General features: G+C 61.2%; 22 protein-coding genes and 1 pseudogene. 13 read left to right on the top strand and 10 right to left on the bottom strand.

Going from position 1 to position 24,038, the window contains the following annotated elements; genetic code table 11:
* The 3 genes and pseudogenes from O7A61_RS20125 to O7A61_RS20115 all read left to right on the top strand — a co-directional run.
* Nucleotides 1-781 (top strand): annotated as a pseudogene (locus O7A61_RS20125) (serine/threonine-protein kinase); the annotation flags it as partial.
* Between the two features lie 13 nt (nucleotides 782-794).
* Nucleotides 795-1,286 (top strand): DUF1036 domain-containing protein, encoded by a 492-nt coding sequence (locus O7A61_RS20120; protein ID WP_337131292.1) that lies wholly within the window; start codon nucleotides 795-797, stop codon nucleotides 1,284-1,286.
* A complete protein-coding gene (locus tag O7A61_RS20115) occupies nucleotides 1,283-3,718 on the top strand; it encodes a M23 family metallopeptidase (protein WP_337131290.1) in 2,436 nt (811 codons plus the stop codon). Before O7A61_RS20120 ends, O7A61_RS20115 begins: the two co-directional genes overlap by 4 nt.
* Nucleotides 3,719-3,755: 37 nt before the next feature.
* Here the strand turns inward: O7A61_RS20115 and O7A61_RS20110 are convergent, their stop codons facing one another.
* The gene (locus O7A61_RS20110) at nucleotides 3,756-4,295 is read right to left on the bottom strand and encodes an OmpA family protein (protein WP_027143744.1); all 540 of its coding nucleotides are present in this window, start codon (nucleotides 4,293-4,295) and stop codon (nucleotides 3,756-3,758) included.
* Between the two features lie 175 nt (nucleotides 4,296-4,470).
* Between O7A61_RS20110 and O7A61_RS20105 the strand changes: the two genes are divergently transcribed.
* Complete coding sequence (locus tag O7A61_RS20105; protein ID WP_027143745.1) at nucleotides 4,471-5,007, top strand: DUF6931 family protein; 537 nt, start codon at nucleotides 4,471-4,473, stop codon at nucleotides 5,005-5,007.
* Between the two features lie 51 nt (nucleotides 5,008-5,058).
* Here O7A61_RS20105 and O7A61_RS20100 read toward each other — a convergent pair whose 3' ends face one another.
* From O7A61_RS20100 to O7A61_RS20085, 4 genes are all read right to left on the bottom strand, one after another.
* On the bottom strand, nucleotides 5,059-6,231 hold the full coding sequence (locus O7A61_RS20100) for a caspase family protein (protein ID WP_337131289.1): 1,173 nt from the start codon (nucleotides 6,229-6,231) through the stop codon (nucleotides 5,059-5,061).
* 73 nt (nucleotides 6,232-6,304) lie between these two features.
* The gene (locus O7A61_RS20095) at nucleotides 6,305-7,330 is read right to left on the bottom strand and encodes an OmpA family protein (protein WP_337131288.1); all 1,026 of its coding nucleotides are present in this window, start codon (nucleotides 7,328-7,330) and stop codon (nucleotides 6,305-6,307) included.
* A 519-nt stretch (nucleotides 7,331-7,849) separates the two neighbouring features.
* Nucleotides 7,850-10,399, bottom strand: coding sequence for a caspase family protein (locus O7A61_RS20090; RefSeq protein ID WP_337131287.1), 2,550 nt, complete (start codon nucleotides 10,397-10,399; stop codon nucleotides 7,850-7,852).
* Between the two features lie 419 nt (nucleotides 10,400-10,818).
* Nucleotides 10,819-11,613 carry a DUF2066 domain-containing protein gene (locus O7A61_RS20085; RefSeq protein WP_051442660.1) on the bottom strand — a complete coding sequence of 265 codons (795 nt, stop codon included), beginning with the start codon at nucleotides 11,611-11,613 and terminating at the stop codon, nucleotides 10,819-10,821.
* A 53-nt stretch (nucleotides 11,614-11,666) separates the two neighbouring features.
* On the opposite strand from O7A61_RS20085, the gene O7A61_RS20080 reads away from it, so the two are divergent.
* Nucleotides 11,667-12,305 (top strand): CGNR zinc finger domain-containing protein, encoded by a 639-nt coding sequence (locus O7A61_RS20080; RefSeq protein ID WP_337108431.1) that lies wholly within the window; start codon nucleotides 11,667-11,669, stop codon nucleotides 12,303-12,305.
* Between the two features lie 210 nt (nucleotides 12,306-12,515).
* On the top strand, nucleotides 12,516-13,622 hold the full coding sequence (locus tag O7A61_RS20075; protein ID WP_337131293.1) for an ABC transporter substrate-binding protein: 1,107 nt from the start codon (nucleotides 12,516-12,518) through the stop codon (nucleotides 13,620-13,622).
* A 213-nt stretch (nucleotides 13,623-13,835) separates the two neighbouring features.
* Here the strand turns inward: O7A61_RS20075 and O7A61_RS20070 are convergent, their stop codons facing one another.
* Complete coding sequence (locus O7A61_RS20070) at nucleotides 13,836-14,471, bottom strand: CGNR zinc finger domain-containing protein (protein ID WP_337131286.1); 636 nt, start codon at nucleotides 14,469-14,471, stop codon at nucleotides 13,836-13,838.
* 42 nt (nucleotides 14,472-14,513) lie between these two features.
* Here O7A61_RS20070 and O7A61_RS20065 point away from each other — a divergent pair, with 42 nt between their 5' ends.
* Both O7A61_RS20065 and O7A61_RS20060 read left to right on the top strand, forming a co-directional pair.
* Nucleotides 14,514-15,461: an EamA family transporter gene (locus O7A61_RS20065; RefSeq protein WP_337131285.1), complete on the top strand. Its 948-nt coding sequence runs from the start codon at nucleotides 14,514-14,516 to the stop codon at nucleotides 15,459-15,461.
* 328 nt (nucleotides 15,462-15,789) lie between these two features.
* Complete coding sequence (locus O7A61_RS20060; protein WP_337131284.1) at nucleotides 15,790-16,293, top strand: hypothetical protein; 504 nt, start codon at nucleotides 15,790-15,792, stop codon at nucleotides 16,291-16,293.
* A 35-nt stretch (nucleotides 16,294-16,328) separates the two neighbouring features.
* Here the strand turns inward: O7A61_RS20060 and O7A61_RS20055 are convergent, their stop codons facing one another.
* Entirely contained in the window at nucleotides 16,329-16,589 is a 261-nt protein-coding gene (locus O7A61_RS20055; protein ID WP_337131283.1) for a hypothetical protein, read from the bottom strand.
* 308 nt (nucleotides 16,590-16,897) lie between these two features.
* Here O7A61_RS20055 and repA point away from each other — a divergent pair, with 308 nt between their 5' ends.
* The 5 genes from repA (at nucleotide 16,898) to O7A61_RS20030 (ending at nucleotide 21,628) form a co-directional block, all read left to right on the top strand.
* Nucleotides 16,898-18,100, top strand: a complete 1,203-nt coding sequence (gene repA / locus O7A61_RS20050; RefSeq protein WP_337131282.1) for a plasmid partitioning protein RepA — start codon at nucleotides 16,898-16,900, stop codon at nucleotides 18,098-18,100.
* 80 nt (nucleotides 18,101-18,180) lie between these two features.
* Nucleotides 18,181-19,146: a plasmid partitioning protein RepB gene (gene repB / locus O7A61_RS20045; RefSeq protein ID WP_337131281.1), complete on the top strand. Its 966-nt coding sequence runs from the start codon at nucleotides 18,181-18,183 to the stop codon at nucleotides 19,144-19,146.
* A gap of 156 nt (nucleotides 19,147-19,302) precedes the next feature.
* On the top strand, nucleotides 19,303-20,643 hold the full coding sequence (gene repC / locus O7A61_RS20040) for a plasmid replication protein RepC (protein ID WP_337131280.1): 1,341 nt from the start codon (nucleotides 19,303-19,305) through the stop codon (nucleotides 20,641-20,643).
* A gap of 71 nt (nucleotides 20,644-20,714) precedes the next feature.
* Entirely contained in the window at nucleotides 20,715-21,149 is a 435-nt protein-coding gene (locus O7A61_RS20035; RefSeq protein WP_027143753.1) for an antitoxin Xre-like helix-turn-helix domain-containing protein, read from the top strand.
* On the top strand, nucleotides 21,146-21,628 hold the full coding sequence (locus tag O7A61_RS20030) for an RES family NAD+ phosphorylase (protein WP_337131279.1): 483 nt from the start codon (nucleotides 21,146-21,148) through the stop codon (nucleotides 21,626-21,628). Before O7A61_RS20035 ends, O7A61_RS20030 begins: the two co-directional genes overlap by 4 nt.
* 342 nt (nucleotides 21,629-21,970) lie before the next feature.
* Here the strand turns inward: O7A61_RS20030 and O7A61_RS20025 are convergent, their stop codons facing one another.
* From O7A61_RS20025 to O7A61_RS20015, 3 genes are read right to left on the bottom strand one after another with little or no spacing between them, the layout of a single operon-like run.
* A complete protein-coding gene (locus tag O7A61_RS20025) occupies nucleotides 21,971-23,113 on the bottom strand; it encodes a site-specific integrase (RefSeq protein ID WP_337131278.1) in 1,143 nt (380 codons plus the stop codon).
* 2 nt (nucleotides 23,114-23,115) lie between these two features.
* Entirely contained in the window at nucleotides 23,116-23,502 is a 387-nt protein-coding gene (locus tag O7A61_RS20020; RefSeq protein ID WP_337131277.1) for a type II toxin-antitoxin system VapC family toxin, read from the bottom strand.
* Nucleotides 23,502-23,759 (bottom strand): type II toxin-antitoxin system VapB family antitoxin, encoded by a 258-nt coding sequence (locus O7A61_RS20015; RefSeq protein ID WP_337131276.1) that lies wholly within the window; start codon nucleotides 23,757-23,759, stop codon nucleotides 23,502-23,504. Before O7A61_RS20015 ends, O7A61_RS20020 begins: the two co-directional genes overlap by 1 nt.
* Nucleotides 23,760-24,038: the final 279 nt, after the last annotated feature.

Raw genomic sequence — 24,038 nt, 5'->3', positions numbered from 1 at the left:
CACCCAGCCGCCAGCAACCGTGCCATCAGAGCCGACGCAGAAGGCGCAGTCGTCCCAGCAACCGCCACCGGTGACCACACAGCCCGAAAACACCGAAATCGCGATGAATGTGCCCAAGCCGGCGGTCCCCCCGGCGACGACCGGCGACGAGACCGCGCAACGCGCTTCATGGGTGCGCGATTTCAGCGGCGGCGACTGTTTCTACGCGTCGCTGATATCCGAAGACGCCAGCGCCGTCGCTATCGAAGGCTTCGCGACGGCCGTGCAGCCCTTCGAGCAGTTGCTCAATGAATTTCGGGCAAGGTTCCATCTCGAGCCGGACATCAGCGTCCGTCTGATCGAGCAGCCCCAGTGTGAAGTGACCAAGCTCCTGCGCTTTCTCGATCGCAACCGGGTGGATAGCCCGCGGCTCGTTCTCGACCGGACATCGGTGCCGGATGGCGCGCCGATCAGCGGCACGCTGGCAACGCATGGCGGGCTCGTTTCCAACGTCATGCTGATCGACCACCGCGGCATCGCCTTCAACCTCGATGACCGCATGGTGGCGCAAACCGACAAGGCGACATTCAGCATCCCGATCGGTCTGGGCGCCGCCGACAAAGCGGCCGGCAAGCCCCTGCCGCAGATCATGCTGGTGATCACCGGACCGCACGATATCCAGGCCGCGATGTTCTCGAGACCGACACCGGCCTCCGACCTTCTGCCAAAGATCCTGGAGGAGATCGAGGCCGACGGCTCGCAATTCTCCGCCGCCGCCAAGTATTTTCGGCTCGGCGGATAGAGATGAAAAGCCGATGGAGCGTCGCTCGCTGTCTATTTGCCAGCATCCCTCACGCGTAAAGCGTAGCTGGTTTCGATTCTTGCTGGCCGACCGCCTGGCCGGTTGCGCGCTGTTCGGTGCGGTGCTGTTCACTATCCTCTCGACCGGCACGGCGCGTGCCGAATTCACCGTCTGCAATCAGACGCTCGACGTCGTCAACCTCGCAGTCGGGCAGAAGGTCGACAATGCCGACCAGACCGACGGCTGGTGGACCATCGGCGCCAACCAGTGCGTGAACGTGATCCGCGAAGAACTAACCAACCGCTACATCTACCTCTACGCCACCGACGTGTTCGGCCATGCGATCCTCAACGGATCGACCGAAATGTGCGTCGATCGGCGCCGCTTTTCCATCCGTGGCATCGAGGAGTGCTGGCCGCGCGGTCATATCGCGGCGCGATTCGTCGAAGTCGATACGCTCGAGCAGGTGCGCTGGACCTATTTCCTGACCGGAAGCAGCCCGTGACGCACAGCATCGACACGAGCTTCAAACAAAAGAAGCTGGCGCGCCAGAGGGAACGCCGACGTAAACTTTGGCGCCGCGTCCTTGCCGGCGTTGCTACGCTCACTGTCATCACCATCGCCACCAGCTTCTATCTTACCAAGGATGAGTGGTCGTTCGGCGACCAGAATGAGGACCTGCATCCCGTTGAAGGCATGGAAGACGTGCCCGCCGACGCGTCGGTCTATGTACCGGCGATCATCGACCTTGCCGGTGACCCGATGTGGATCACACTGGCACCCGATGACGAGACCGCCACGAAGGGCCACACCATTGCGCGCCCGGCCGAACTCGACAGTTCCGGGGCTTCGCCGCAGATCGAAATGCTGTCCGACGTGATGCTGAGCGCCAGCGAGAAGTTCATGACGACAATCCCCTCGACGCAGGAGGATTTTGCCTTCTTCCAGGCGCAGCGGCAGGCACCTCCGAAGCCCTCCGCTGCAGCACCGGAGAATCAGCAGCCGACCTCGGCCGCACCTGCCGTGGCACCCAATGAGCAAGAAGATGATCTGGCGAACGACCTGCAGGCGACGCCGGATGAAGGCGGGGTGCCCCCAGCTTCGCCACTTAAAGCCGATGCAGACGACCCCGAGGCCGGCTGGGGCGAGACCATCGACCAGGGCGAGGCAGCGCTCCCTGCCTTCGCTAAGACCGCGATCGAGAACAACACCACCGTCGCGACCGTCATCAGCGAATATCAGCGTTTCGAGGCGACAGAGGACACCTTCGTGAAAGTCCTCAACGACCGCAGCCTGGAAAGCGTGGCGCTCGACGCGCATTTCTCCGCGGATGACGCCAGGCTTGCGGGCGAGGCGCTGAAAGCGCTGTTCGACCGCGACGGGTTGGAGCCCGGCTTTGTGGTCGCCTTGCGCGGTTTCCGGCCCAACCGCGAGACCACCGCCATGTCGCTGATGCAGGTCTCCGTCTACGCAAAGAATGTTTATGTCGGTACGCTGACGCGCAGCGCCGCGGGTCCCTTTGTTTCAGGCGCCGATCCCTGGGTTCGCGAGGACCTCTTCAACTATTCCGGTAGCTCGGATCAGGGCGGGCCGAAGCGGCAATACCGCCTGCTCGACGCAATCTATTCGACCGCGGCGCGCAACAAGGTGCCGACCAGCGTGATCGGCGAAGCGATCATGTATCTGTCGCGAGGACAGGATCTGGACGCCTTCGCCGCCGAGGACCAGCGCCTGGTGCTGATCTATTCGCAGACCCCGCGCGGCCAAGGCGAGATATCCGGACGGGTGCTTTACGTCGGTGTCCTCGGTAGGGACAAGAACCTCGACTGCTTCGTCTATCAGCAAAGCGAGGGCCAGTATGCCTGCGTGACGGGCGATGATCAGGTCCGTTCGCTGTCCATCGCCAACGGCATGGTCACGCCGGTGAGCGGGGTCATGACCTCGACCTTCGGCCCGCGTAAGCATCCCATCCTAGGCACGGTTCGAATCCACAAAGGCGTCGACTGGGCGGCTCCGATCGGCACGCCGATCATGGCGGCCTTCGACGGCGAGATCAGCTTCCAAGGCGATGGCGGCAGCTATGGCAATCTGGTCAAGATCGCCCATGCAAACGGACGCGAGACACGCTATGCGCATATGCAGAAATTCGCCATCGCCAGCGGCGTCGGCACCAAGGTGAAGGCCGGCGACGTCATCGGCTATATTGGCACGACCGGGCTCTCGACCGGACCGCATCTGCATTTCGAACTCTATCAAAACGGCGAGGCAATCGATCCGCTCGGAACGGTCACCACGGTTGCTGCCGGCGCTGACGCCCGCTCCGGCAGCTCCGGCGATTCCGCCGTCGAGACGTTAACCGACCGTATCGTGCATGTCGAAAGCGGCGGCAGCGCCCGCGCCAAGAACCCCAACTCATCAGCCACCGGCGCTGGCCAGTTCATCACCAAGACCTGGATCCGGATGATGAACACCTATCGCCCCGATCTTGCCCGTTCGCTCTCGACCGCTGACCTGCTTGCGCTTCGCTACGACGTGACGCTGTCGCGTGAGATGGTGCGCAACCTCGCGCGCGAAGGCGAGGCTTATCTGCGCGCGCGCGGCCACCAGATAACCGCAGGGCGCCTTTACCTCTGCCACTTCCTTGGCATGGAAGGCGCGCACCAGGTGCTGGCTGCGTCCGGCTCGTCGCAACTGAGCGCCGTTCTGGGGTCAGCGGTGATCGAGGCCAATCCTTTCCTCCTCGGCAAGACCGCTGGCTATGTCATTGACTGGGCCGAGCGGAAGATGGGTCGAAAAGTGCTGCGCGTGGCGACAGACGCGGGCCAGCCGGCCACGACCACGACCGAAATCCGACAGACATCACCGGGGTTCGAAAAATACAAGCAGGCCATAACGGCGCTGGTCAATTCGATCCAAGGGGCGTTTCAGCCAGGCTAATGCATATCGCTGTAAATGCTCGCCTGTTGGCGACAGCCTACTCGGTCCTGACGCGCATCTCCACGCGGCGGTTGACTGGATCATAAGGATTGGCGACGCGCGGATGCGATTTGCCGAGGCCGATTGCTTCCAGTCTGGCAGATTCTACGCCGTTGGCCGTCAGGAAGGCCGCCACCGACCGCGCCCTTCGCTGCGAAAGTTCCTGGTTATAGCGGTCCGAGCCAGTTGCATCGGTATGACCTTCGACGACAAAGCTGAACGTGCTCAGCCGATTGTCCTTCAGCGCCTTGGCGAACTCATCAAGTTCGGTGCGCGCAACCTGGTCGAGTTGCGCGGAATCAAGGGCGAAATTGATCATCATGTCGAGGCCGGCCTTTTGGGAGGTTGAGCCAGTCTTCTCGGCCTTGCTCTTGCACTCTTCCTCCGTGCCGACGCAGATCCCGCGCGAAGCACCCAGATTGCCGGGCTGGCCGGCGAAGAACTTCACGATGTCTTCCGACTTCTGAAGCGGATCGGCGGATACGTGCGTCGTAAGAAGCATGGCCACCAATGCCAAGGCTGAACTGCCCAATCGCATGACCGTCACTCCTGTTCGAGCGGATTTCGCTGGCCGCTACCATATCAAATCGGGAAGCGATTGTCTGTGGACAAACGCAATTTGCTCCTGTCCGCCACCCGTTAAAGGCTGACGCTTGACCGGCGCTCGGCCACAGGCTTGAGTGTTTGTCTGCTGGCTTTCAGGTTGGGCAGCCATGGCTAACGAACTCGGATACAGAACGGCACGGGATCTGTTTCTTGCTTGTCCCGCCATCGCCAGGGACATGAAATCGCTGGCCACCGGTCAGCCGCCGCTTGATTTTTGCCGTAATCTGCTTGCCGGGCGAGTCCCGGAAGAAGCAGTCACGTTCTGTGCCTACCTCCTCCCCGAGCGAGCCGCCGTCTGGTGGGGACATGAATGCCTGAGGAATGTCGCCGAGCTCCTCGGGAACCGGGATCTCGATTTGCTGGCGCTTGTTCATGCCCGCGTCGGCGAACCTGACAACCCCCACCATCAATCCGTCTTGAGCAAGTCCTTGGACCTGCCGCCGGCAACGCCGGCCGCCTGGATCGCTCTGGCAGCAGTATGGCGTGACCCGACCCTCAAAATGGAATCGAGCGGATTTCCTGCCGCCCATGCCGTCAATGCCGCGATCCTCGCTGGACTGGCCCGCGCCGCGCTGGCGGACCGGTTTACCTTGCTTTCCGCCTTTGTCGAGATGGGCATCCAGATGGTGGAGATGGAGGCCTAACGGCATTCGCCTCCCCTGCTCGCCTTCGCCGGCGCCGGCAGCAGCCCAGCATCACCGGCAGCCGCCTTGCGCCCATCTGGCCAGCGCGACCTTGAATCGGGTACCGAGCGGATGCTGCAGCCGCAGGACCGAGACGTCGTTGGCAGCGAAATTCTTCGCCTGCTCGCAGAGCCGGGCCTCATTCCACTCATGGCAGCTATCGCAGTGCTTGCCTTCCCAGACCGACTTGTCGAGACCTTCCACCGGACTGAACAGCGGTTCGCCCTTGATCAGTTGGGCGATGCTCTTGCCGTCGATCGCGGGCTCCCCGAACTTGACGGGACGATCGAAAAAGATGGGGCCGTCGGTGGCCAGTTTCGGGATCTTCGCACGGAGAACATCGAGCGCAAGCTGATCGTCATCCTGGGCCGACGACCCGCCGGTTTTGCGCGTCCCGGAGCTGGCTTCAGCCGGCGGGGTGCTCGACTGCCCGACGATCAGCGGCGCGTTGAGATCGACCTTGTGCAGGACAACCTCGGTGGTCAAGGAAACATTGGCCCAGGGGCGTTGCCTGCCGGCCGTCGCCTTGAAGACGTCGCTGGTCACCCTGTTCATCGCTTCGGTGATGGAGACATTGGATTCCCCAATGTGCTGAAGCAATGCCGTCGTGAAGGGCGAGTGGTCGCCCGACCCATCATAGGCGAGCTGGTTGGGACTGGCAGCGAACGCAACGAGCGTTCCCGCGCCCCCATTTTCGATCGCGATTTCCGCAAGGCCGCTGCTTGCACCTTTGATGCCCGCGGTCTTAGTCAGCACATCGGCCAAGGGATTGTCCCGGCATGCGTCCAGAAACACCAACCTTACGCTGGTCTCGCGAGACATCTGACGCAAAACGAAATCGACGGACACGGCCTCAAAGTCGAGCGACGTTTCATCCTCGAGCGCGGCATCGACCGGAAGCAGGTAGTTCTTGCCTGAAACCTGCAAGCCATGTCCGGCATAGAAGAAAAGCGCGACATCGGCGCCGCGCACCTGCTTTGCGAACTGGGCGACCGTGGCCTGCGTCTGCTGCTTGGTCAGGTCGAAGCCGGAGACCACATCGAAGCCAAGGTTCTGCAGGCGCTCGGCCATGGCCTGGGCATCGCGCACCGGATTGGCGAGCGGCGCGGCGTGCTGATATTGCGAGTTGCCGAGCACCAGCGCGACACGGCGCTCGGCAGTCGCGGCGGTCAAAGTCAAAAGCAAGACAACCGCCACAAGGCCAGCGCCGCGAAACAAGCCAGCGCAAAACGCGAATGGACGGGAGCCCACCCCGACCTCAGTTCGCGAGCTTCGTGGCGGAGAATTCGATGCGCCGATTGAGTGCCTTGTTCTTTGGCGTGTCGTTGGCCGCAACCGGCCGGTCCTCGCCATAGCCGGTGGCACTGATCTGGCGGCGCTGCACGCCATCGGCGACCAAAGCATCGGCAACCGCCTGGGCGCGCCGTTCGGAGAGCGCTTTGTTTGCCTCTGGCGAACCATCCGCGTCAGTGTAGCCCGCGACTTCCACATTCAGGGTCGGGCATTTGCCGACGACACCCTCAACCTCGGCGAGCAACGGACGGCTCTTGGCATCGAGTCTGGCGCTGGCTGGACGGAAATAGATGGCTCCGGTGCGCGATAACACTGCAAACCGGTTGAGGCACTCCTCGTCGCTGAAGTTGGCTTTCGCGGCGTCGGTGGCCACGGGACCGGATTCGGTGCCGCTGGCCGCGACTGTCTGCACGGCGGCCGGCTTGCTGCCCTCAGCAACAAAGACGAAGTCGAAGGACACCGAGGCAGTGGGCACTATGTTCGTCACATTAGCGGCCTGCTGCAGCTTGTCGACGTTCGGCAGCAGGCCAAAGTCCTCCACATGCACCGCAACGGGAGCCTCGGAAGCAACCGAGACCTGGGTGTCGCTGATCATGGTGACGACGACGCTCGCCTCCAGGTCCTTATCGACTCCGTGTAGACTGAGCCGGAACGGCAAAGTTGCCTTGATCCGGCGTTTGGCCGGCAAGTCGGCAAATGCAGCCGGGTCCACCTTTGCCCTCAGTTCGGCCGTCGGGTACTTGAATGTTTCGAAGAACAGGAATCGCATGCGCACGTTGCGGAGGTCGACGCCCGTGTCGACGGAATTGAGATCGAAGCTGATCTTGGCATCACCGGCGGAATTCAGCGTGCCGGTGATATTCCTGATCTTGTTGGTCTCGACGATCGTGTTTTTCTTGACCGACTGATAGGTAAGCACCGAAGCGTCGGGATCGAGCGTCCAGTTCGGCGCGGCACTCGCTGTCCGCGGTCCAAGGACCAGCAATTCCAATATGGCTACGATGATCAGGCCAGCACGCCGCGCTTTTGCTCGCGCTTGCCAGAATGCAATGACTTCGAACATGGAACGCCCCCGCCAGGCAACCCGATCCCGCTAACGGCACGCCGCAACCATAGAGCACTTGTTCCTGCTTGGCGAGCAGTTCCAGCGCGTTGTGGCCTACGATAGCCCTGCACCGCGTCGTGCGCTGTAGAGGCGCTATCCCCCCCAGCCACCGCCACCACCACTACTACCGCCACTACCGCCACTACCGCCAGCGCCACCGCCGCCCAAGGGCGCAATGACTGGGGTGGTCTCGGTCTTGATCGGCGTAAGCAGTTTCTTGGCGGTCACATTTTTCTGCTTGACCACCTTTGGCGCGGTCGTCGTGCGAACAGAGTTCGTACGATGTTTCGTCGTCGTCGGTTCGAGCGGGGGTGCAATGGTCGTGCACCCTGCCACCGTGAGGGATAGGACCGTTGCGACGATTACCTGTTTTAATGCCCAGCCCATCTTGTTGCCTCCATGTTGTCAGAACACGTCCCGGCGCGGATTGGCTTGCTCCCAGACCGCCCTGGCCGTCCTGACCAGTTGATCGTCCAACGAACCGTTCGCCGAAATCTTCGATTTCAATTCCCCACGCATTTGCTTCAGGGCCGCCGTCTTCACCCTGGAGCCAAATTTCGACAGCGTATTCCTGGCATCGGGAATTTCGTTGCGAAGATCGAGCGCGGCCGCGAAAGCAAGGTAGCGCACCGCCAAGGCCTGGTCCGCCTGTTCACCCCTTTGCATCTCCAGAGCTGCGCGATCATACGCAGCCGACTGGTCGCCGCGCGCCGTCGCCAGCTCGAACAACCTTTGCGCTTCTGCAAGATCCTGCTGCACGCCGACACCGTCCCTGTACATGCGCGCTAGGCTGCCGGGAGCATAGGGCTGGCCAAGATCCATCGATTTCTGAAAAAGCGAGAGCGCTGTCTTGGGGTCCTTCTCGACACCCGTGCCGGCGAGGTAATTGCGGCCGAGCAGGTTCATCGAATACATGTCCTGCCGCTCGACGCCAGCCTTGAGGAAAGCCACGGCGCGAGCTGCATCGGCAGGCACGCCATTACGGCCTTCGGTGAAGATGGCAGCGAGATCGTTCATGGCATAAGTGTGCCCCATCGCCGCCGCCTTGAGCAGCAGGTCCAGCCCTTTGGCGGTATCACGCTCGACGCCATAGCCGTTGAACAAAGCGCGACCCCACGAGGTCATGCCATAGGGGTCGCCCTTGTCGGACGCTGCAGCATAAAAGGTATTGGCCTGCTTGCGATTGACGGGCATTCCCGTTCCCGTCGCGTTGAGGTAGCCAAGCTCGAACACTGCGCGCACATGCCCCTTATCGGCAGCCTCCTGGATCGCCTTCAAGGCCTCATTGACCTTCCCGGCGGCAAGCAGTGCCCGGCCGAGTTGGTAGTGGAAGCGGGCGACGTCCGGATAGGCTTTCACCGCCGCCCGGCAAACCTCCGCGGCGTTGTTGCTGATTTCGTTCGGCAGCAGGCCGGGGACGACGCCCTGCAGGTCAAGAGGCTCACCGGCCTCCCTGTCGCAGGGGTCGACGCTTGGCGACAGCTTCATCGTCGCCGGCTTTGATGACGTGTTGTCGGCCCTGATTTCAAAGCCGACGATCAGTGGCTGGACGGAGCCGATCTGGGGTTCGTAGCGCAAGTGGTCGACTTCATTGGCCATCAGGCTCGAATCCGGTGACAAGGTCCGATCCGGCAGCGACAGCGTTCCCGTTGCCGGATAGCCTGCAAGTTTCAGGCTGACCGCCGGATCCGTAGTTGGGAAATCGAGCTGCAACGGAACCGGGCCGACGCCTACCGCAATCTGGACCTCATGGTTTTCGATTGCTTCGGCGGCGCCCGCAATATGAATACCGCGTTCCACTGCTTGCTGCTTCTGCTGGGACTCGAGCGAGGCTATAAGTTGCTTGCCCTCGGCACCCTCACCATTCTTGACCCGGAACACCAGGATGCCCCGGGATTCACCTCCCCAATTGTCGTGCGTTGAATAGGCCAGCATGTCGACTTGTTCCTGGGCCCCGGCACCTTTGGGGACGTCCATTCGCAATCGCGGGAGATCCTTGCCGGCAATCGGCTCCCCCGCCGCAACCGCCTTGCCATCCAAGATCAGACGCCCTAGCGCCGGCTGCCTGTCGATGCTGACGGTGACCGCACCGCCATCGACATCGACCGGCTCCGGCAGGTCGAGCGCGACAGGCCCGACGCCGGACGGTACGACCTTTTCCAACACGGGCGGCAGTGCAGGCCGGTTGGCGCGACGCATGAGGACGACCTCGTCGATCAGCGACGAGTTTTCCCAAGGCACCTGCTTTCCGGCCGTAGCCTCCACCACATCCCGGCGGACGGCCGCCATGACCGAGCGTATCTCCTGGTTCGGCGCCAGCGCGCGGCGGGAGAAGGCGGAGGAAAATGGACTGAGGTCGCCACTTCCGTCATAAGCGACAGCACCGGGCTCGGTGGCGAAGGCTATAAGCGTGTTCAGCGAACTTTTAACCTGCGCAAGGCCGGTGTTGCCAGCGACGATGAGCTGGTCTCGCAACCAATAGTCTTTGCGCGGAAACGGATTGTTGCGGCAGGCGTCGAGGATGATCACCTCGATCTTCGATTTCGTCCTCAACTGCTGCAGCACATCATCGAGCTTGACGGCCTGAACCTCAATGTCGGCCGCGTTCTTGAGCGATGCATCGACGGGGATCAGGAAATTTTCACCGCCGATCTGAAAGCCGTGGCCGGAATAATACACGATCGCCAGATCGGCACCGTCCGCCGCCGCGAGGTAGTTGCGGAACTGTTTTTCGAATTCGATCTTGGTGAGATCCTTGGCGACGAACACGTCGAATCCAGCCAGCCGAAAGGTGCTCGACACGTCCTCGGCATCCTTGTCCGGATTCTTGAGGGCGGGAATTTCGCGGTATTCGGAATTGCCGATGACAAGGGCCACCCTTCGATCGGCACAAGCTTGGAACGCCGTGAAGCTCGCGAGCATCAGGGCCGCAATGAACGCAAAACATCGCAGCATGGCGCATCCTTAACTGCTCATGACCTGGGGTGCACAAGACGCGGCTTGCGACACCTGGTCTGTTAAAGACTTCACAATCTGCCGAGACGGCAAGGTCGCACCCGCGATCGATGGCAGATGCTGTTCCCACAACTGCTAAAATAACCCAGTGGCGTGGGGACCGCAATAAGCTGGGTGAAGGCGACCGAGCCTGCGGTGGTATCGGGGCCCTGCAGGGCTGGTTGCAGATGGCTAGCACGACAAAGGGCGGGGGGCCAATGACATCATCTCGCCTCGGCGTTGCTTCGCGGCCGGTGCCCTCCCCCTTGGGAGCCGTTTAGGCCCGGCCTGTCGCACCTCGCGTCCGGGGTCCGATCTCCCGCACGAGCCTCGCAACGCAGTGGCGATGCACTCCCTCCCGCAATGTCATGGCACCCGAACTATTGGGTCGGTCGTAAGCGCTTGGCGGCACCTCCGATTGCGTTGCGGAAGGCGGCATCGAAATTTACGCCGCCGACCTCCCACTTGGTATCTTCTGGACTAAATGGCAGGCTCCAAACCGCATGCCAGCCCGGCTCCTTGGTTTCCCAATCGAGATGACCGACCAAGATCGCGTCAGCGCCCAACCTGGATTTTAGGCTGGCCAGCGTCTCAAGAGGGAGTGCATCAAGGTTTTCCTGCGCCAGCGCCGAGAGATCGGCCTCGTTCGCGAATATGATCGGTATCGCGAAGCGCGCCGAAGCATCTTCAAAGCTTGCGCGCAGGTCCGATCCGTGGACGCCATCGGCGGCCAGTACATAGCTGCGCGCCATGTCGGTCACTTCGACGACGAGCGCCAGCTTTGGGCGCGCTCCTAGCCATGGCTTCTCGCCCAGCACCGCCATCGCATGGTCCATCCGCTTCCGGTCAAACTGGAATGTGAGATCAAAAGGGCGATCGCGCGTGCCCTGCTCATCGTGAATTGGAGTGCCGAACATGCGATCATGGTAGGTGTAGGACCAAACCATGCCAGGCGCTCCGGTCGCCAGCGAAGCGAAGGCCGGGTTTTGCGCGATGTCGGGATTTCCGGTCAGCTTTTGCGCTGCCAGTTCGAAACCCTCTGGAATGGAGGGGACGCGCGTTTCCTCCCGATCTCCGGTGACAATGACGCTTGAGCGATAAAGCACATCGTCATTTGCATGTGCCGTGACCGCAAACGCAAACCACGCCAGCAATGTCAGCAGAGCCTTCTTCATTGACCCTCCCTGCCCTCTTGAGTAACTGTTTAGGAGGTTACATACTGGCGGTGATGGAATCAACCGAATTTGTCCGGACCTATGTCTCGCCGCTCGGACCCATGCGCATGCTGGGTGGCGCGCCCGCACTTGATCTTGCCAACACATTGCACTGGCGCGACGGAGATGAGATCGATTTCATTCCAAGCTACCAAGACCTGCTGGTCTTTTGCATTCCGGCCCTGTTGCTGTCGGAAAATGAAGGGCGGGTCCTCAAGCGTCTCGCCCTAAATCACCAACGCGTCGCCTGCGATGTGCATCTTGAGGTGCTAAAGCTACGCGCGGCCCTCAAATCGTGGCTCAATGTGACGGCGCAAAACCTTGGCCGTGGTCTCGCGCCGAAACGCAACGCCTTGCGCGACATCCATAAAGCGATAGCGCAGGCGGGAGGCTCGGCTGGCCTTGGCCAAATCCTGAACGTCACATCCGCGTCGACAAACCAAGCGATTTACCTGCCCCTGCGACGATCAGCTGCAGCCGCAGCCATGCTGGTGCTGTTCCCGTCAGGAAACGACATCCGGCAATGTGAGGCTGACAAATGCGGCGGCTTCTTCATCAACGATAGCCGATCAAAACCGAGACGCTGGTGCTCGATGGACAGTTGCGGCAACCGCGCCAAGGCAGCGCGCTATCGCCTGGCACATCGGAAGTAGCGTGGGCTACGCGGAAAAAAGTGCCCGCCGGCGGCCCGCAGCCAGTCCGCCAAAGAGCTGCTTCAAGCTCATCTGGGCATCCAGGGGCACTGTATCGTTTGCGTCGAGGGTACAGATTGTTGGAGGTGGTTCCGACTGTCTCTATCGGCCGACGCATGTGCGCTGTAGCGGGGTGATGTCAGCGTTGGTAAAGCTGGGGACTTGGAACGTATGCCATCTACTGTATCGCGGCCTGGGCGCTCCGAGGAAGCGACGATTAGGATCGGCGCACTCGCTCCTTTAACTCGGCCCGGCTGGGTTCAGGCAGGCAGACACTTGCTTGCCGGCCTTGAGCTTGCCGCCAGCGAAATCAACGGCGCCGGCGGCGTCGCCGGCAAACCGCTTGAGCTTGTTGTCCGAGACACGGCCGCTGATCCGAAGAAGGCTGTCGCGGCGGTGGATGAACTGGCTCGCTTGGGCGTGGTTGCGCTAGCGGGAGAGTATCACAGTGTCGTTGCTCGCGCTGCGGCTACCAGGGCCGACGAGCTTGGCGTCCCGTTTCTCTGCTCGTCGGCGGTACTCGACAGGCTTACGGAACAATCGACGAAATGGGTCGCGCGCCTTGCACCGCCGCAGTCCCGCGGATGGCAAATATATGCAGACTTCCTCTCGCGCGCCGGCCATCATCGGATCGCAGTTGCGTCGCAGCAAAGTGTCTACTGGGCGTCTGGCGCTCACATTCTGCGGGATCACGTTCACTCACGAGGCGGGTCCTTATCGGAAATCAGCATGAGCTCACTCGACCCCTCATCTTTGTGCGATAAACTCGTCGACCATCGTGCAACAGTGCTTCTTCTTCTGGTAGGTGATCCGGAGCCAGCAATCTCAATCGTCAAGTCAGTTCGCAACGACAGGCGCCTCGCCACGATCAAGATCGGCGCTCCAGCCGGACAACCAGAATTCGCTGAATGGGCCACATTGCTTGGTGAGGATAGCGCTGCGATCCCGTTCCTGCGCTACCGACCCGAGCACCTCAGCGCGCTAGGTTCATACGTCCAAAGGGCACTCCGCGAGAAGTTGGGAGAGGCGCCCTCCTTCGTTGCCTTGGAAGGCTACGACACGATCGCCGTCCTTGCCGATGCGATGCGGTCCCACGGAATTGAGCGGAACAGCATAGCCGAGTCATGGCCGCGCTTAAGAGTTGAAGGCACCCGCGGCAAAATCCAGTTCTTCCGCACACCAGGCGCAGCTGTTTGGCAATGGACTGCTGCGCCAATTCAAATCGTCGAAAGAACCCCAGGCAACCCAGCGCAGTTCCGGATCCTTCACGCCACTTGAGCGGCCCCGGACATTGACTTGGGTCGGCGATCGGGGTGGGTCGGTAGGATGCCCTAAGGATACGACCTTACACTCCTCCTGAAAACCTGGATGCCAGGTGGTGTCCTGTCACTCAAGGATGGCGAACGGCCCGCCACAGTTGATGTCGTGACAGTGTTGGTGCTTCAGGGCGACCTGATTGTACACCACCACCTGTGGATGGCTGACATGTCGTCATTTCGCGTTTCTGGTCTCGCGGATCCTGGCGTAATGGCGCGACGCCTTGGCGCGGTTGCCGCAGTCTCCCATGGAACACCACCGCCGGTTTTGCGCCCGGCTCTCATCGACGAACAGCCAGCCGCAGCCTCGATCGTCCCCACATTGCTTGACCCGCCCTGCCCGGGGGCCGGTCATGAGTTCAGCCGCGGAGATCGCGATCGGTGTGCAAAAATCGAGTTCATCTGGATGCGAGCCGTGCCAGCCGAATTTGCCGGCTCGCCATTCCAGCAAAGCGGCTGGCCTGTGATGCAGAAATCGATTGAACGCCTGGACGTGGTCGGCAGCGGGACTGACATTTCTGATCTGTGCCACCAGGAGTTCGTAGATCGTCTCGCGCAGCGCTATGGCGCTTCCATATGCGGTTTGGGCCCGTTGGAGGTCCCCTCCCCTTTCCGGCGTGAGTTCAGCAGGATCGTTGGAAATGCGCACGCCGTTCTCATCAAGCCAATCCAGGAGTGCCGCGGGCGTAGGAAGCCGCTCCTCGGCGGCTTGCCGCAGGCGCCAGGCAACCGTGTTGACAAAGCGGATGGCCAGATCCTCCTTCGCGACAGAGGCCGGCTGTCGCTTTTTCAGGATCTGCGGGGAACCCAAGCGCGGTCTCCGAATTCTAACCTCATAAGAGGTTTTACGCCGATGAAGCTCCCCAGCGCAAGTTTTCTCCTGATCGCTGCCTTCGGCGCCATCTACCTCATCTGGGGCTCGACCTATCTGGCTTTGGCGCTGGCGCTGCAATCACTGCCGCCATTTCTGCTGATGGCAGCACGCTGCATGGTGGGCGGCCTAATCCTTTTCGTCGTTGCCGCGGCCTCGGGTGCGAAGGCCCCGTCTAGGAAGTCCCTGCTTTACGGCATCGTGTGCGGATTGCTGTTCTTCGTGGGGTGCCACGGCATCCTTGCCAACGTTCAACAGCGTGTTCCAACGGGCCTGGCCGCAGTCATGCTCGCGACCATCCCGTTGTGGATTGCGGCGCTTCAGACAGGCCTCGGACGTCCCAATCGGCCAAGCCCGTTGGCACTGAGCTTTCTTGCCCCCGGTGTCGTTGGAGTTGCGCTGATAGCCTGGGAGGAAGGTGCTGGCGGAATTGGTGCGGTGCACCTGATCGACATTTTCTTGCTGCTTGGTGCGTCCCTGTCCTGGAGCATCGGAACGGTCGTCTCCGAACAGTCCCCAACGTCCAGCAGCCCACTGGTGATGTCCGTTATCGAATTGTGGGCCGGCGCTGCTGCACTGGCGGTTGTCGGTGCGGCCAACGGCGAAGTGAGCCTTGTTCACCCCTACTCGATCACGGGGTGGTCGATCGCTGGATGGGCATACCTCACCGTCGCCGGAACGGTGATTGCCTTTGCGGCTTACATCTGGCTCTTGCGCAAAGTCACGCCAACCCTGGTAGCGACTTACACCTTCGTCAACCCCATCATCGCTGTGTTGCTCGGCTGGGCCTTTCTCGGCGAGGTCCCGTCAATGTGGATGGCGACTGGGGCGCTCCTCGTGATCCTTTCTGTTAGCGGCCTGCTTTTCACCGGCTCCGCTCGACCATCCAGGAGATCAAACAAGGCCCGGGCAGAACTCGCGGTCGACTAACAGAATGTTCCGATCGAGACTCGGGCATCGCGACACCCCTTTCGGGCGATGCTGGGCTGCTTGGGCCGCGATCGCCAACGCCGTCCAGACGGCTGTAGATGAAGCCAATGATGCGGACAGCAGCAACTTGTCCATCGAGGCTGTCGCCGCGACTCCACGTGTGAGGAGGCACAAGGCGAACGCATCGCCAGATCCTTTATCCCCTTGGGCCGGTCATCGCCTGGGCGCGGCGCCGGCCTATGACACGGCGCGGCTGACGCTCATCACACCGATCGTGTCGAATCCAAGCTAACGGAATCCGGATTGACGTACGTGTTCACAAACCGCGATGACGAGACGGGCCGCCGCCATCGCAAGCTACGTGTCCCGCAAGCTGGCAAAACGCGCGGCAGTGATCGTCGCCACCGATACCGTCTATGGCCGGAACATGAGCCACCAGTTCGCGACCGAATTCGTGAAAGCCGGCGGCGTGGTGAGCGCGTTCCCCAGCGTCGATGAAGGCCACAGGGAATTCCCCTACCTGGTGTCCGGATTTCCATCACAGGCCGATCTGATCTTCTATGGCGGCATTTATGAAGGCGCTCCGCTCCTGCGTGCCATGGGCGCCGCCGGCGACAAGCGGCTTCTGGCCATCGGCGACGGCTGCTGGGACGTTGCCAATTTCCTTCGCCCAGCAGGCGGCGCGGCAGAGCAGGGGGAGGGCGTCCTTGTTCTTTCCGGCTGTCCGGAGAAAGGCCACGTCGCCGGCGCGTTCGCACGGATTATGCGCAACGCTTCGGACCTCCAGAACTATGGCGCGAACTCAAATACGACGCGACCAAAACCGTGTTAGCCGCCATTCACGCGCTGGCCGCCGACGGTCGTCTCTCAAGAGCAAACGTCGCTGACGCGATCAGAAGCCAGCGCCGGCAGGGCATCGCGTATCCAGAACCAATTGAGTGGGACCAGCGCGGCGGCAATCTGGCAGCCGTCACGGCGCTTCATGTCGTCAAAGGAAAGACGGTTCAGACAGGTCGCTGTCATGCGCAAGAGATTGCGCTGCTCGCCGTAGACGCAGGGCTGCTCCTGATCGACGTGCTTGGCCGCCTTGGCAACGGCGTAAGGTGACTGACACCCCTTTGCCTGCATGCATAGATATCTCGGCCGGCCCCAAACGGCTTCCTGGATCGAATGACGGCCTGTCTACCTCCCCCGGCGTGGGCGACAGCGGTGGCAACATCCCCGGCCTGTATTTTACTGCCGTAAATTTGCGCAAAAATATGTATTGAAACAGCGTGTTAGCTTTCTTGGGCAGGCGTTTTTGCGCCGTGTTGACCCGAACGGGGCGTTAACCTTCTCTTAACCCAAAACTCCTTGCCCGGGCTGGCGAATCGGAGCTTAATGGCGGTTGCTGGTCCGTTTTCCAGCAAAAAGCGCCAATTCAGGTTCCCGGAAGTATGAATATCGCAATGCGGCTGCCCAGCTTCGAGTTTGACGAGAAGATCCTCGAACACGGGGCGGAGATATCGCGTCGGCTCAATCAGCTTCGCATGGAGAAGTTTCCCCCCAACGCGACGAAGACCCTGCGGACGTTCTCCATGGCCGAGGTTGCGCATTACCTCGGTGTTTCGCAAAACAATCTGAAACGGCTCCATCTCGAAGGCAAGGGCCCCCTGCCCGAACAAGCGCAGTCGGGTCGACGCTCCTATACGGCTGGTCAGATGCTGGAGCTTCGCCACTTTCTCGACCAGCATGGCAGGACGGAGGTCAAGAAATACGTCCCTCATCGCAAGCCCGCCGACAAGCTGCAGGTCATCGCGGTTGTCAATTTCAAGGGAGGCAGCGGCAAAACCACGACCGCGGCTCACCTCGCCCAGCACCTGGCGCTTACCGGCCATCGCGTCCTTGCCATAGATCTCGATCCGCAGGCATCTTTGTCTGCACTCCACGGCTTCCAGCCGGAACTCGACCAGAACCTCTCGCTCTATGAAGCAATCCGCTACGATCCGGAGCGCAGGTCCATCGCCGACGTCATTGTCCCCACGAATTTCCCGGGCCTCGACATTGTTCCTGCAAATCTCGAGCTCCAGGAATATGAATACGACACGCCATTGGCGATGCAGGACAAATCATCCAATGCCGGCCGCCAGTTCTTCTTGCGTATTGCCAAGGCCCTGAGCGACGTCGACGACCGCTATGACGTGGTGGTCGTCGACTGTCCCCCGCAGCTCGGCTATCTGACCTTGACCGCCATGTCGGCGGCGACATCGGTGCTGATTACTGTTCACCCGCAAATGCTCGATCTCATGTCCATGAGCCAGTTTCTGCTGATGCTGGGCGGCATCCTGAAAACCATCAAGGGAGCCGGAGCGGAGATCCAACTCGACTGGTTCCGTTATCTGATCACCCGTTACGAGCCCACCGACATCCCGCAGGCCCAGATGGTGGGGTTCATGCAATCGATGCTGGCCGGCCAGATCCTTGAGCATCCGATGCTGAAGTCGACCGCCATATCGGATGCCGGACTGACCAAGCAGACACTCTACGAGGTCGAGAAATCGTCTTTCACGCGCACGACCTACGATCGGGCGATGGAATCGCTCGATGCGGTCAATTCCGAAATCGTGTCTCTCGTCCATCGCGCGTGGGGCAGGGGGTGATGGCATTGAGTTTTACTGCGGTAAAAACGCATGTTTTCGTCCACAAAATCAGGCCGGTAGCTGATTTGGGGGAGGGCTGAATGGCACGCAAGGACATATTCGATAGCGTGATGGGCTCCGCTGCCGTGGAGCAAACGAGAGACGTGTCGAGCTACGCCGTTCGCGGCGCGTCGCGATCCATCATGCAGTCCTTCGAAGAGCTGTCGAAAAGCTCGGTTGTCGATCTGGACCCCGAGCTCGTCGACACCTCGTTCGTGTCGGACCGCATTGGCGATGACGAGCAGGAATTCTCCGAACTGATGCGCGCGATCCAGGAGCGCGGACAGGATTCCCCCATCCTGGTCAGGCCGCATCCATCCTCCCCCGGGCGCTACCAGACGGTGTTTGGGCACCGGCGCGTAAAGGTTGCACGTGCGTTGCGGCGGCCGGTGCGAGCCGTCGTCAAGCAACTGGACGACCGCGACCACGTCGTCGCCCAGGGCCAGGAGAATGCCGCCCGCGCCAACCTATCCTTTATCGAGCGGACGCTGTTTGCTGAGCGCCTTCTCAAGCAGGGCTATGCGGCCGACATCGTGAAATCGGCCTTGGCGCTTGACGATACGACATTGTCAAAGATGCGGTCGGTCTCCAGCAACGTCTCCGAATCCATCATAATGGCGATCGGCGCGGCCAAGGGGATCGGCCGTGACCGCTGGTGGCAATTGGCCAAGCTCATGGCGCATCCGGCCAATGCCGCCAGAGCCGACGAGCATGTCCAGTCCAGCCAATTCCAACACGCCGGCAGCGACGCGCGTTTCCAGGCGCTTTATGAGCTGCTGGCGGCAAGCGGCAAGGGTGCGAAATCAGCGCCGTCGCGGCCGCGCGAAAGGGCCTGGGCTGCAAAAGACAATTCCGTAAAGGCAAGGATTGCCGATACCGGGAAGGTGTTCACGCTGGCTTTGAAATCCAAGGAGGCTTCGGCTTTCGGTGCTTTTATTGCCGGCAGGCTCGAGGAGCTGTTCGAGGCGTTCCGAGAGTCTGAAACCAGGAAGACAACAGGAGACTAATCCGCAAAAGAAAAAGGCCCCCGAACGTCACCGTCACGGAAGCCCTTCTCAGGTCTGTAGCAAGCCGAGAATCGCAAATCCGCGAATCACTGTCAAGTGTTATTGGGCGTCGTTTGGCGAGCAGATTTCTTTTGCCTGACTAGAGGCAGAGGGAAAATGGTTACGCATATCTCTACGACGCCCTTTGGGCGGCGGCCGATGACGCTTGCGCAAATGGCAAGCCAGGCAGGTGCAAAGGCGATCGACCGAACGACGGCTGTGCCCAAATGGCAGGCCTTTCGAGACATCACAGAGGCCAGGGACGCCATTGGCGCGACCGATCGTTCGCTGGCGATACTCAATGCGCTCTTGTCGTTTCACCGCGAGGACCAGCTGTCGGGGGAGGGGGGGCTGGTCGTATTCCCCTCCAACGAGCAGCTGATCCGGCGCGCCAATGGCATGTCCTCGGCGACGCTCAGGCGCCATCTATCGGTCCTTGTGACATGCGGCCTGGTGATCCGTCGCGACAGCCCGAACGGCAAGCGCTTTGCCCGCAAGGGGGAGGGCGGGGAGATCGAGCAGGCCTATGGCTTCGACCTGGCGCCGATCGTGGCGCGCGCTGACGAATTCAAACAACTGGCCGCCGCCGTTCAAGCCGAGCGGAAGGCCTACAGGCTGGTCAAGGAGCGTCTGACCATCTGCCGGCGCGACATCGTCAAGATGATCGACGCAGGGCTCAATGAGGAGGTCCCGGGCGATTGGCGCCGGTTTCAGACGCGATATGAGGCGGCCGTCGGTCGGTTGCCTCGGACAGCCTCGCGCCAGTTGCTGGAGGCGGTGGCCGATGAGTTGGAGAACATCTGGGCCGAAGTGCATCAGCTGTTGGAAACATTCGTCAAATCACAAGATTTGAACGCCAATGAGTCCCATTCTGAGCGCCACATACAGAATTCAAATCCAGACTCTCATTCTACCGATGAAACTGAACACGGCTTAAGACTGCAGAAAGAAGCGAGCAGCAGCGCCGAGCGAGATGACAATGTGCGCAGCCTGCCCAAACGGGACTTGCCCCTGGGGATGGTGCTGGACGCCTGCCCGGAAATCCTGAACATGGCCCGCGGCGCCCAGATTCGAACCTGGCGTGACTTTGTCGCGGCGGCCGAACTGGCCCGGCCGCATATGGGGGTCAGCCCCAGCGCATGGCAGGAAGCGGTCCAGGTGATGGGGCCTGAAAAGGCTGCCATTACGATAGCCGCAATGCTGCAGCGAACCGATCAGATCAACAGTCAGGGCGGCTATCTCAGGAACCTGACGGATCGGGCTCGCAACGGTCAGTTTTCGGTGTGGCCGATGGTCATGGCGCTGCTGCGCGCAAGGCTTGATGCCAAGGCCAGCCAGAACGCCGGAAAATCGCTCGGGAAAGAAACCGCGCGAAGGGATGAATTGACCGGCAGCTCCAAGTCTGCCGAAATCAGCGAGGCTCTGCGGCTCAGCATGAAGCGGAAGGGCTGGGATTGATCGATCAGGGCGCTTCTTGTTCTGCGCCTCATGTGAGGCTATATAATGTCTCATCTGGAATGGAGATTGTCATGCTAGCCCTTGCAAATGTCGCTGATGTGCTTGGTCTGCCGATTAGGGGGACGGCGGCGCTGTCTCCTTTTGGCCTAATCTCACGCATTGAAGAGGGCTTGCCCTTCGCCACCCTTGAACGTGTGTCTCAGTTCGTCTCGCCAAACGACTCGCAGTTCAAGTACCGCCTTGTTCCCAAGGCGACCTATGACCGCCGCAAGAAGGGCCAATTGCGCCTGTCCTCGGAGGAGGGAACGCGGGTCGCACGGGTCGCACGGGTGTGGAATCTGGCACTCGAAGTATGGCAAAGGGAAGACGAGGCGCGAGATTTCCTGTTTCGCAGCCACGCCATGCTGGAGGACAAGCGTCCAATCGACGTGGTCATCCAGAACGAGTTCGGTGCCGAGATGGTCCTCGACATACTCGCGAGCCTGAAATACGGCAGCGCTGCGTGACGGCACAGGTTCTTGACCGCACGCTGTCGGCTTTTCGCGTTGGCGATCCTGAAGGTGCCTACCCCATCTTCGACGCGACGGGTTCGACCATAGCGCCAGGGCGCTGGAATACATCGGGCAGCCCGGTCATCTACTCGAGCGAGCACTATTCGACCGCCGTCCTGGAAAAGCTGGTGCACGGCAGCGGCCGCCTGCCGCCCAATCAGCATTACGTCGGAATCACCATCCCCCACGGAACCACCTATGAAGTCTTCTCAGCGCCCGCGCTACCCGGTTGGGACGCGATGCCGGCCACGGTTAGCAAGGAATTCGGCAAACGATGGTGCTTGGAAAAGCGCAGTGCCATTCTGCTGGTGCCGAGCGTGGTTGCACGCCTCGATCATAACGTGCTCATAAATCCCGCTCATCGGGAATTTCCTTCGATCCAGGCCAGCCTGCATCAGCCGGTGTACTGGGATCGGCGTCTTTTCGGGTCTTAGCAAGGCGAGGGCTTTTACGTGTAGATTCAAATCAGTGAGTCCGCAGCCAATGGTCGCAAGGCGGTGGGCGTAAGGCCAATCTCTGGCATTCGAGCGGGGTTCCCAACGAAGACGCCACCAGTTCCATGCGAGCCATTCGGCAAGATGACAACGCAGAAAGGAGAGGAGATTGCCGGAGGCGCGGTTTGCTAGAACGTCGTTGCCCTCAGCCATGGCTGACCCGAGAAGTCGGCCGCTACCGCACCATTTCCCATCATTAAAACTGATCACGCGAACGGCTGAGCGACCCCGTCGGGAATTCACTCTTGTGGTCGGCCAGGGGAGGGGAGGGGACTTTCAACGCTACAGCCCGCTTGCCTTGGTTAGGTTGACGCGAAACCGATCGCGCCGGCGCTGGTATTTGCGGGTCATCTCGGCCGAGGCGTGGCCAAGTTGCTTTTGCACGTAGCGCTCGTCAACCTCGGCCGAGGAGGCGAGGCCGGCGCGCAATGAATGCCCGGCGAATTTCAGGCCGCGTTCGCCTTCCGACAGATCGCCGCGGACGCCGGCGGCGAGGGCGGTACGCTTGACCAAGCGCGCGACCTCTTGGTCATTCAACCGATCGGCGCCGACGGCTTTGCCTCGCCCGGAAACGCGGCGGAACAGCGGCCCATGAGCGATGCGTGCCAGCTTGAGCCACGTCTGCAGCGCTACGACCGGGCAGGTTGCCTCGGAGGAGCCGCGGCCGATCTCGACTTCGCGCCAGCCGGTTTTGCCGCGCAGCATCACCAGAATGCCCTTGTCGGAAAAGAATTCCACCCAGCCGCGGGCGTCCTCGGTCTGATCGCGCGAAACGTCAAGGCCGACGATTTCCGAGCGGCGCAGCCCGCCGGCAAAACCGAGCAGCAAGATCGTGCGGTCGCGCAATCCCCGCAGCGTGCCGCGATCGAGTGTTTCCAGCATGGCGATCAGATTCTCGGGGAGGATCGCTTCCTTCTGCCGGGGAGGGGAGGCATGGGTGTTGCGGATGCCTGCGAGCACGGTAGCAATATGCCGATCCTTTCGGTCCAGCGGTTGGCCGCGCTGGGTGAAATTCCAAGCCAGCGAGGACAGACGCCGTTCGATCGTGCTGACTGAGTTCGGCGTCTTGTCGCCCGACACTGCCCCTGAAGCACAAGCGGTGATGTAGAGGCCAACAGTCTGCGGGTCGGGCAGCACCTCGAGATTTTGCCGGCGGCACCAGGCGCCAAAATGCTTCCAGTCGGAGGCGTAGGCACGCCGCGTGTTGGCAGAGCTTGCCGCCTCGACGTAGTCGCGGGCGCGGTCGGCGAGCCGCTCCAGATGCGCGGGCAGGCGTGGAGCCGTGTCAGCCACCGGCAGGGCAGGGGAGGGGAGTTCATGCGATGCCTCATCGTCGGCGCGGCCCATCGCCATGACCAGGTCGACAATATCGGGAAGATCGTCGTCTCCGGAAGCCGCAGATGAGGTTCGACCGTTCCCCGCCATCCTCATGCCGCCTGAATATCGGTCTGGCAGAAATCCTTGCCGATGAAAAGCAGTGGCTCGTCTGCACGCTTTGCCAAAGCGTAAGAGAAGCAATCAGCAAAATTCAGTGCCGCGGGATGTCGGCCCTTGCCGTAGGACAGCCAAGCTTGCGTTGCCAGATCAACCAACTCGGACTCGACTGGAATGATGTCGGCCTCGATCTTGCGGAGCCACAGATCGATCTCGGCCAACGCGTGCTCGCCGCGCCGGCTCACCAAAACCATGCGTGCCTCGAGCACGCATGTTGCCGGGACCAAGCGGATCTGGTCGGAAACCAGCGCTCTTTCCAGCTTTGCTGCCTCAGGCTCACTGCCAAGGATCGCGACGACAGCGGAGGTATCGATCACCATCAGTTCGGAATTCCTTCGTCGTCATAGCCGATGATCTCCTCGTCGCTCCGCCTGTCCAGTTCAGGCAAACGCGCTACTCTTTCTCGGATGGCGTGCAATTCTGCGAGCAGACGCTCCTGTCCGGCTTCACCGAAGCCCAAGCGATGCAGGCGTTCGCTCAGGGCCTGATGAATGGCGGCTGTCTTGGTGATACCTTGGCGGCGCGCGAGTTCGTCGGCAAGAGCGACGGTGGCTGGGTTCTTGATGTTGAGGGACACGAGAAGCTCCTGAAATCTACCTTTTCACTTGTTTCTACCTTAAGTTTCCGGCCTACGCAAATACGAATGATAATGCAACATTATCGTTCGTTTTGTGTCGCCGACAGGCTGTGCGTTTTGGCGTGAAAATTGTGGTGCAAAGCGCACGCGGCATTTACCCTCAAAATTATGATTCGCCTTGATCCAGCGACCGCCAATCCTGCTCCGCCGTCGCCGACCGTGCCGGGTTGGGCGCTCGAGGCCGGCGGCGTTCCACATGACGCGGGCGCTGCGTTCCGG

This window comes from Mesorhizobium sp. Cs1321R2N1 (assembly GCF_037179725.1).
GTDB lineage: Bacteria > Pseudomonadota > Alphaproteobacteria > Rhizobiales > Rhizobiaceae > Mesorhizobium > Mesorhizobium salmacidum.
This window is presented reverse-complemented; position numbering and strand designations above follow the sequence as displayed.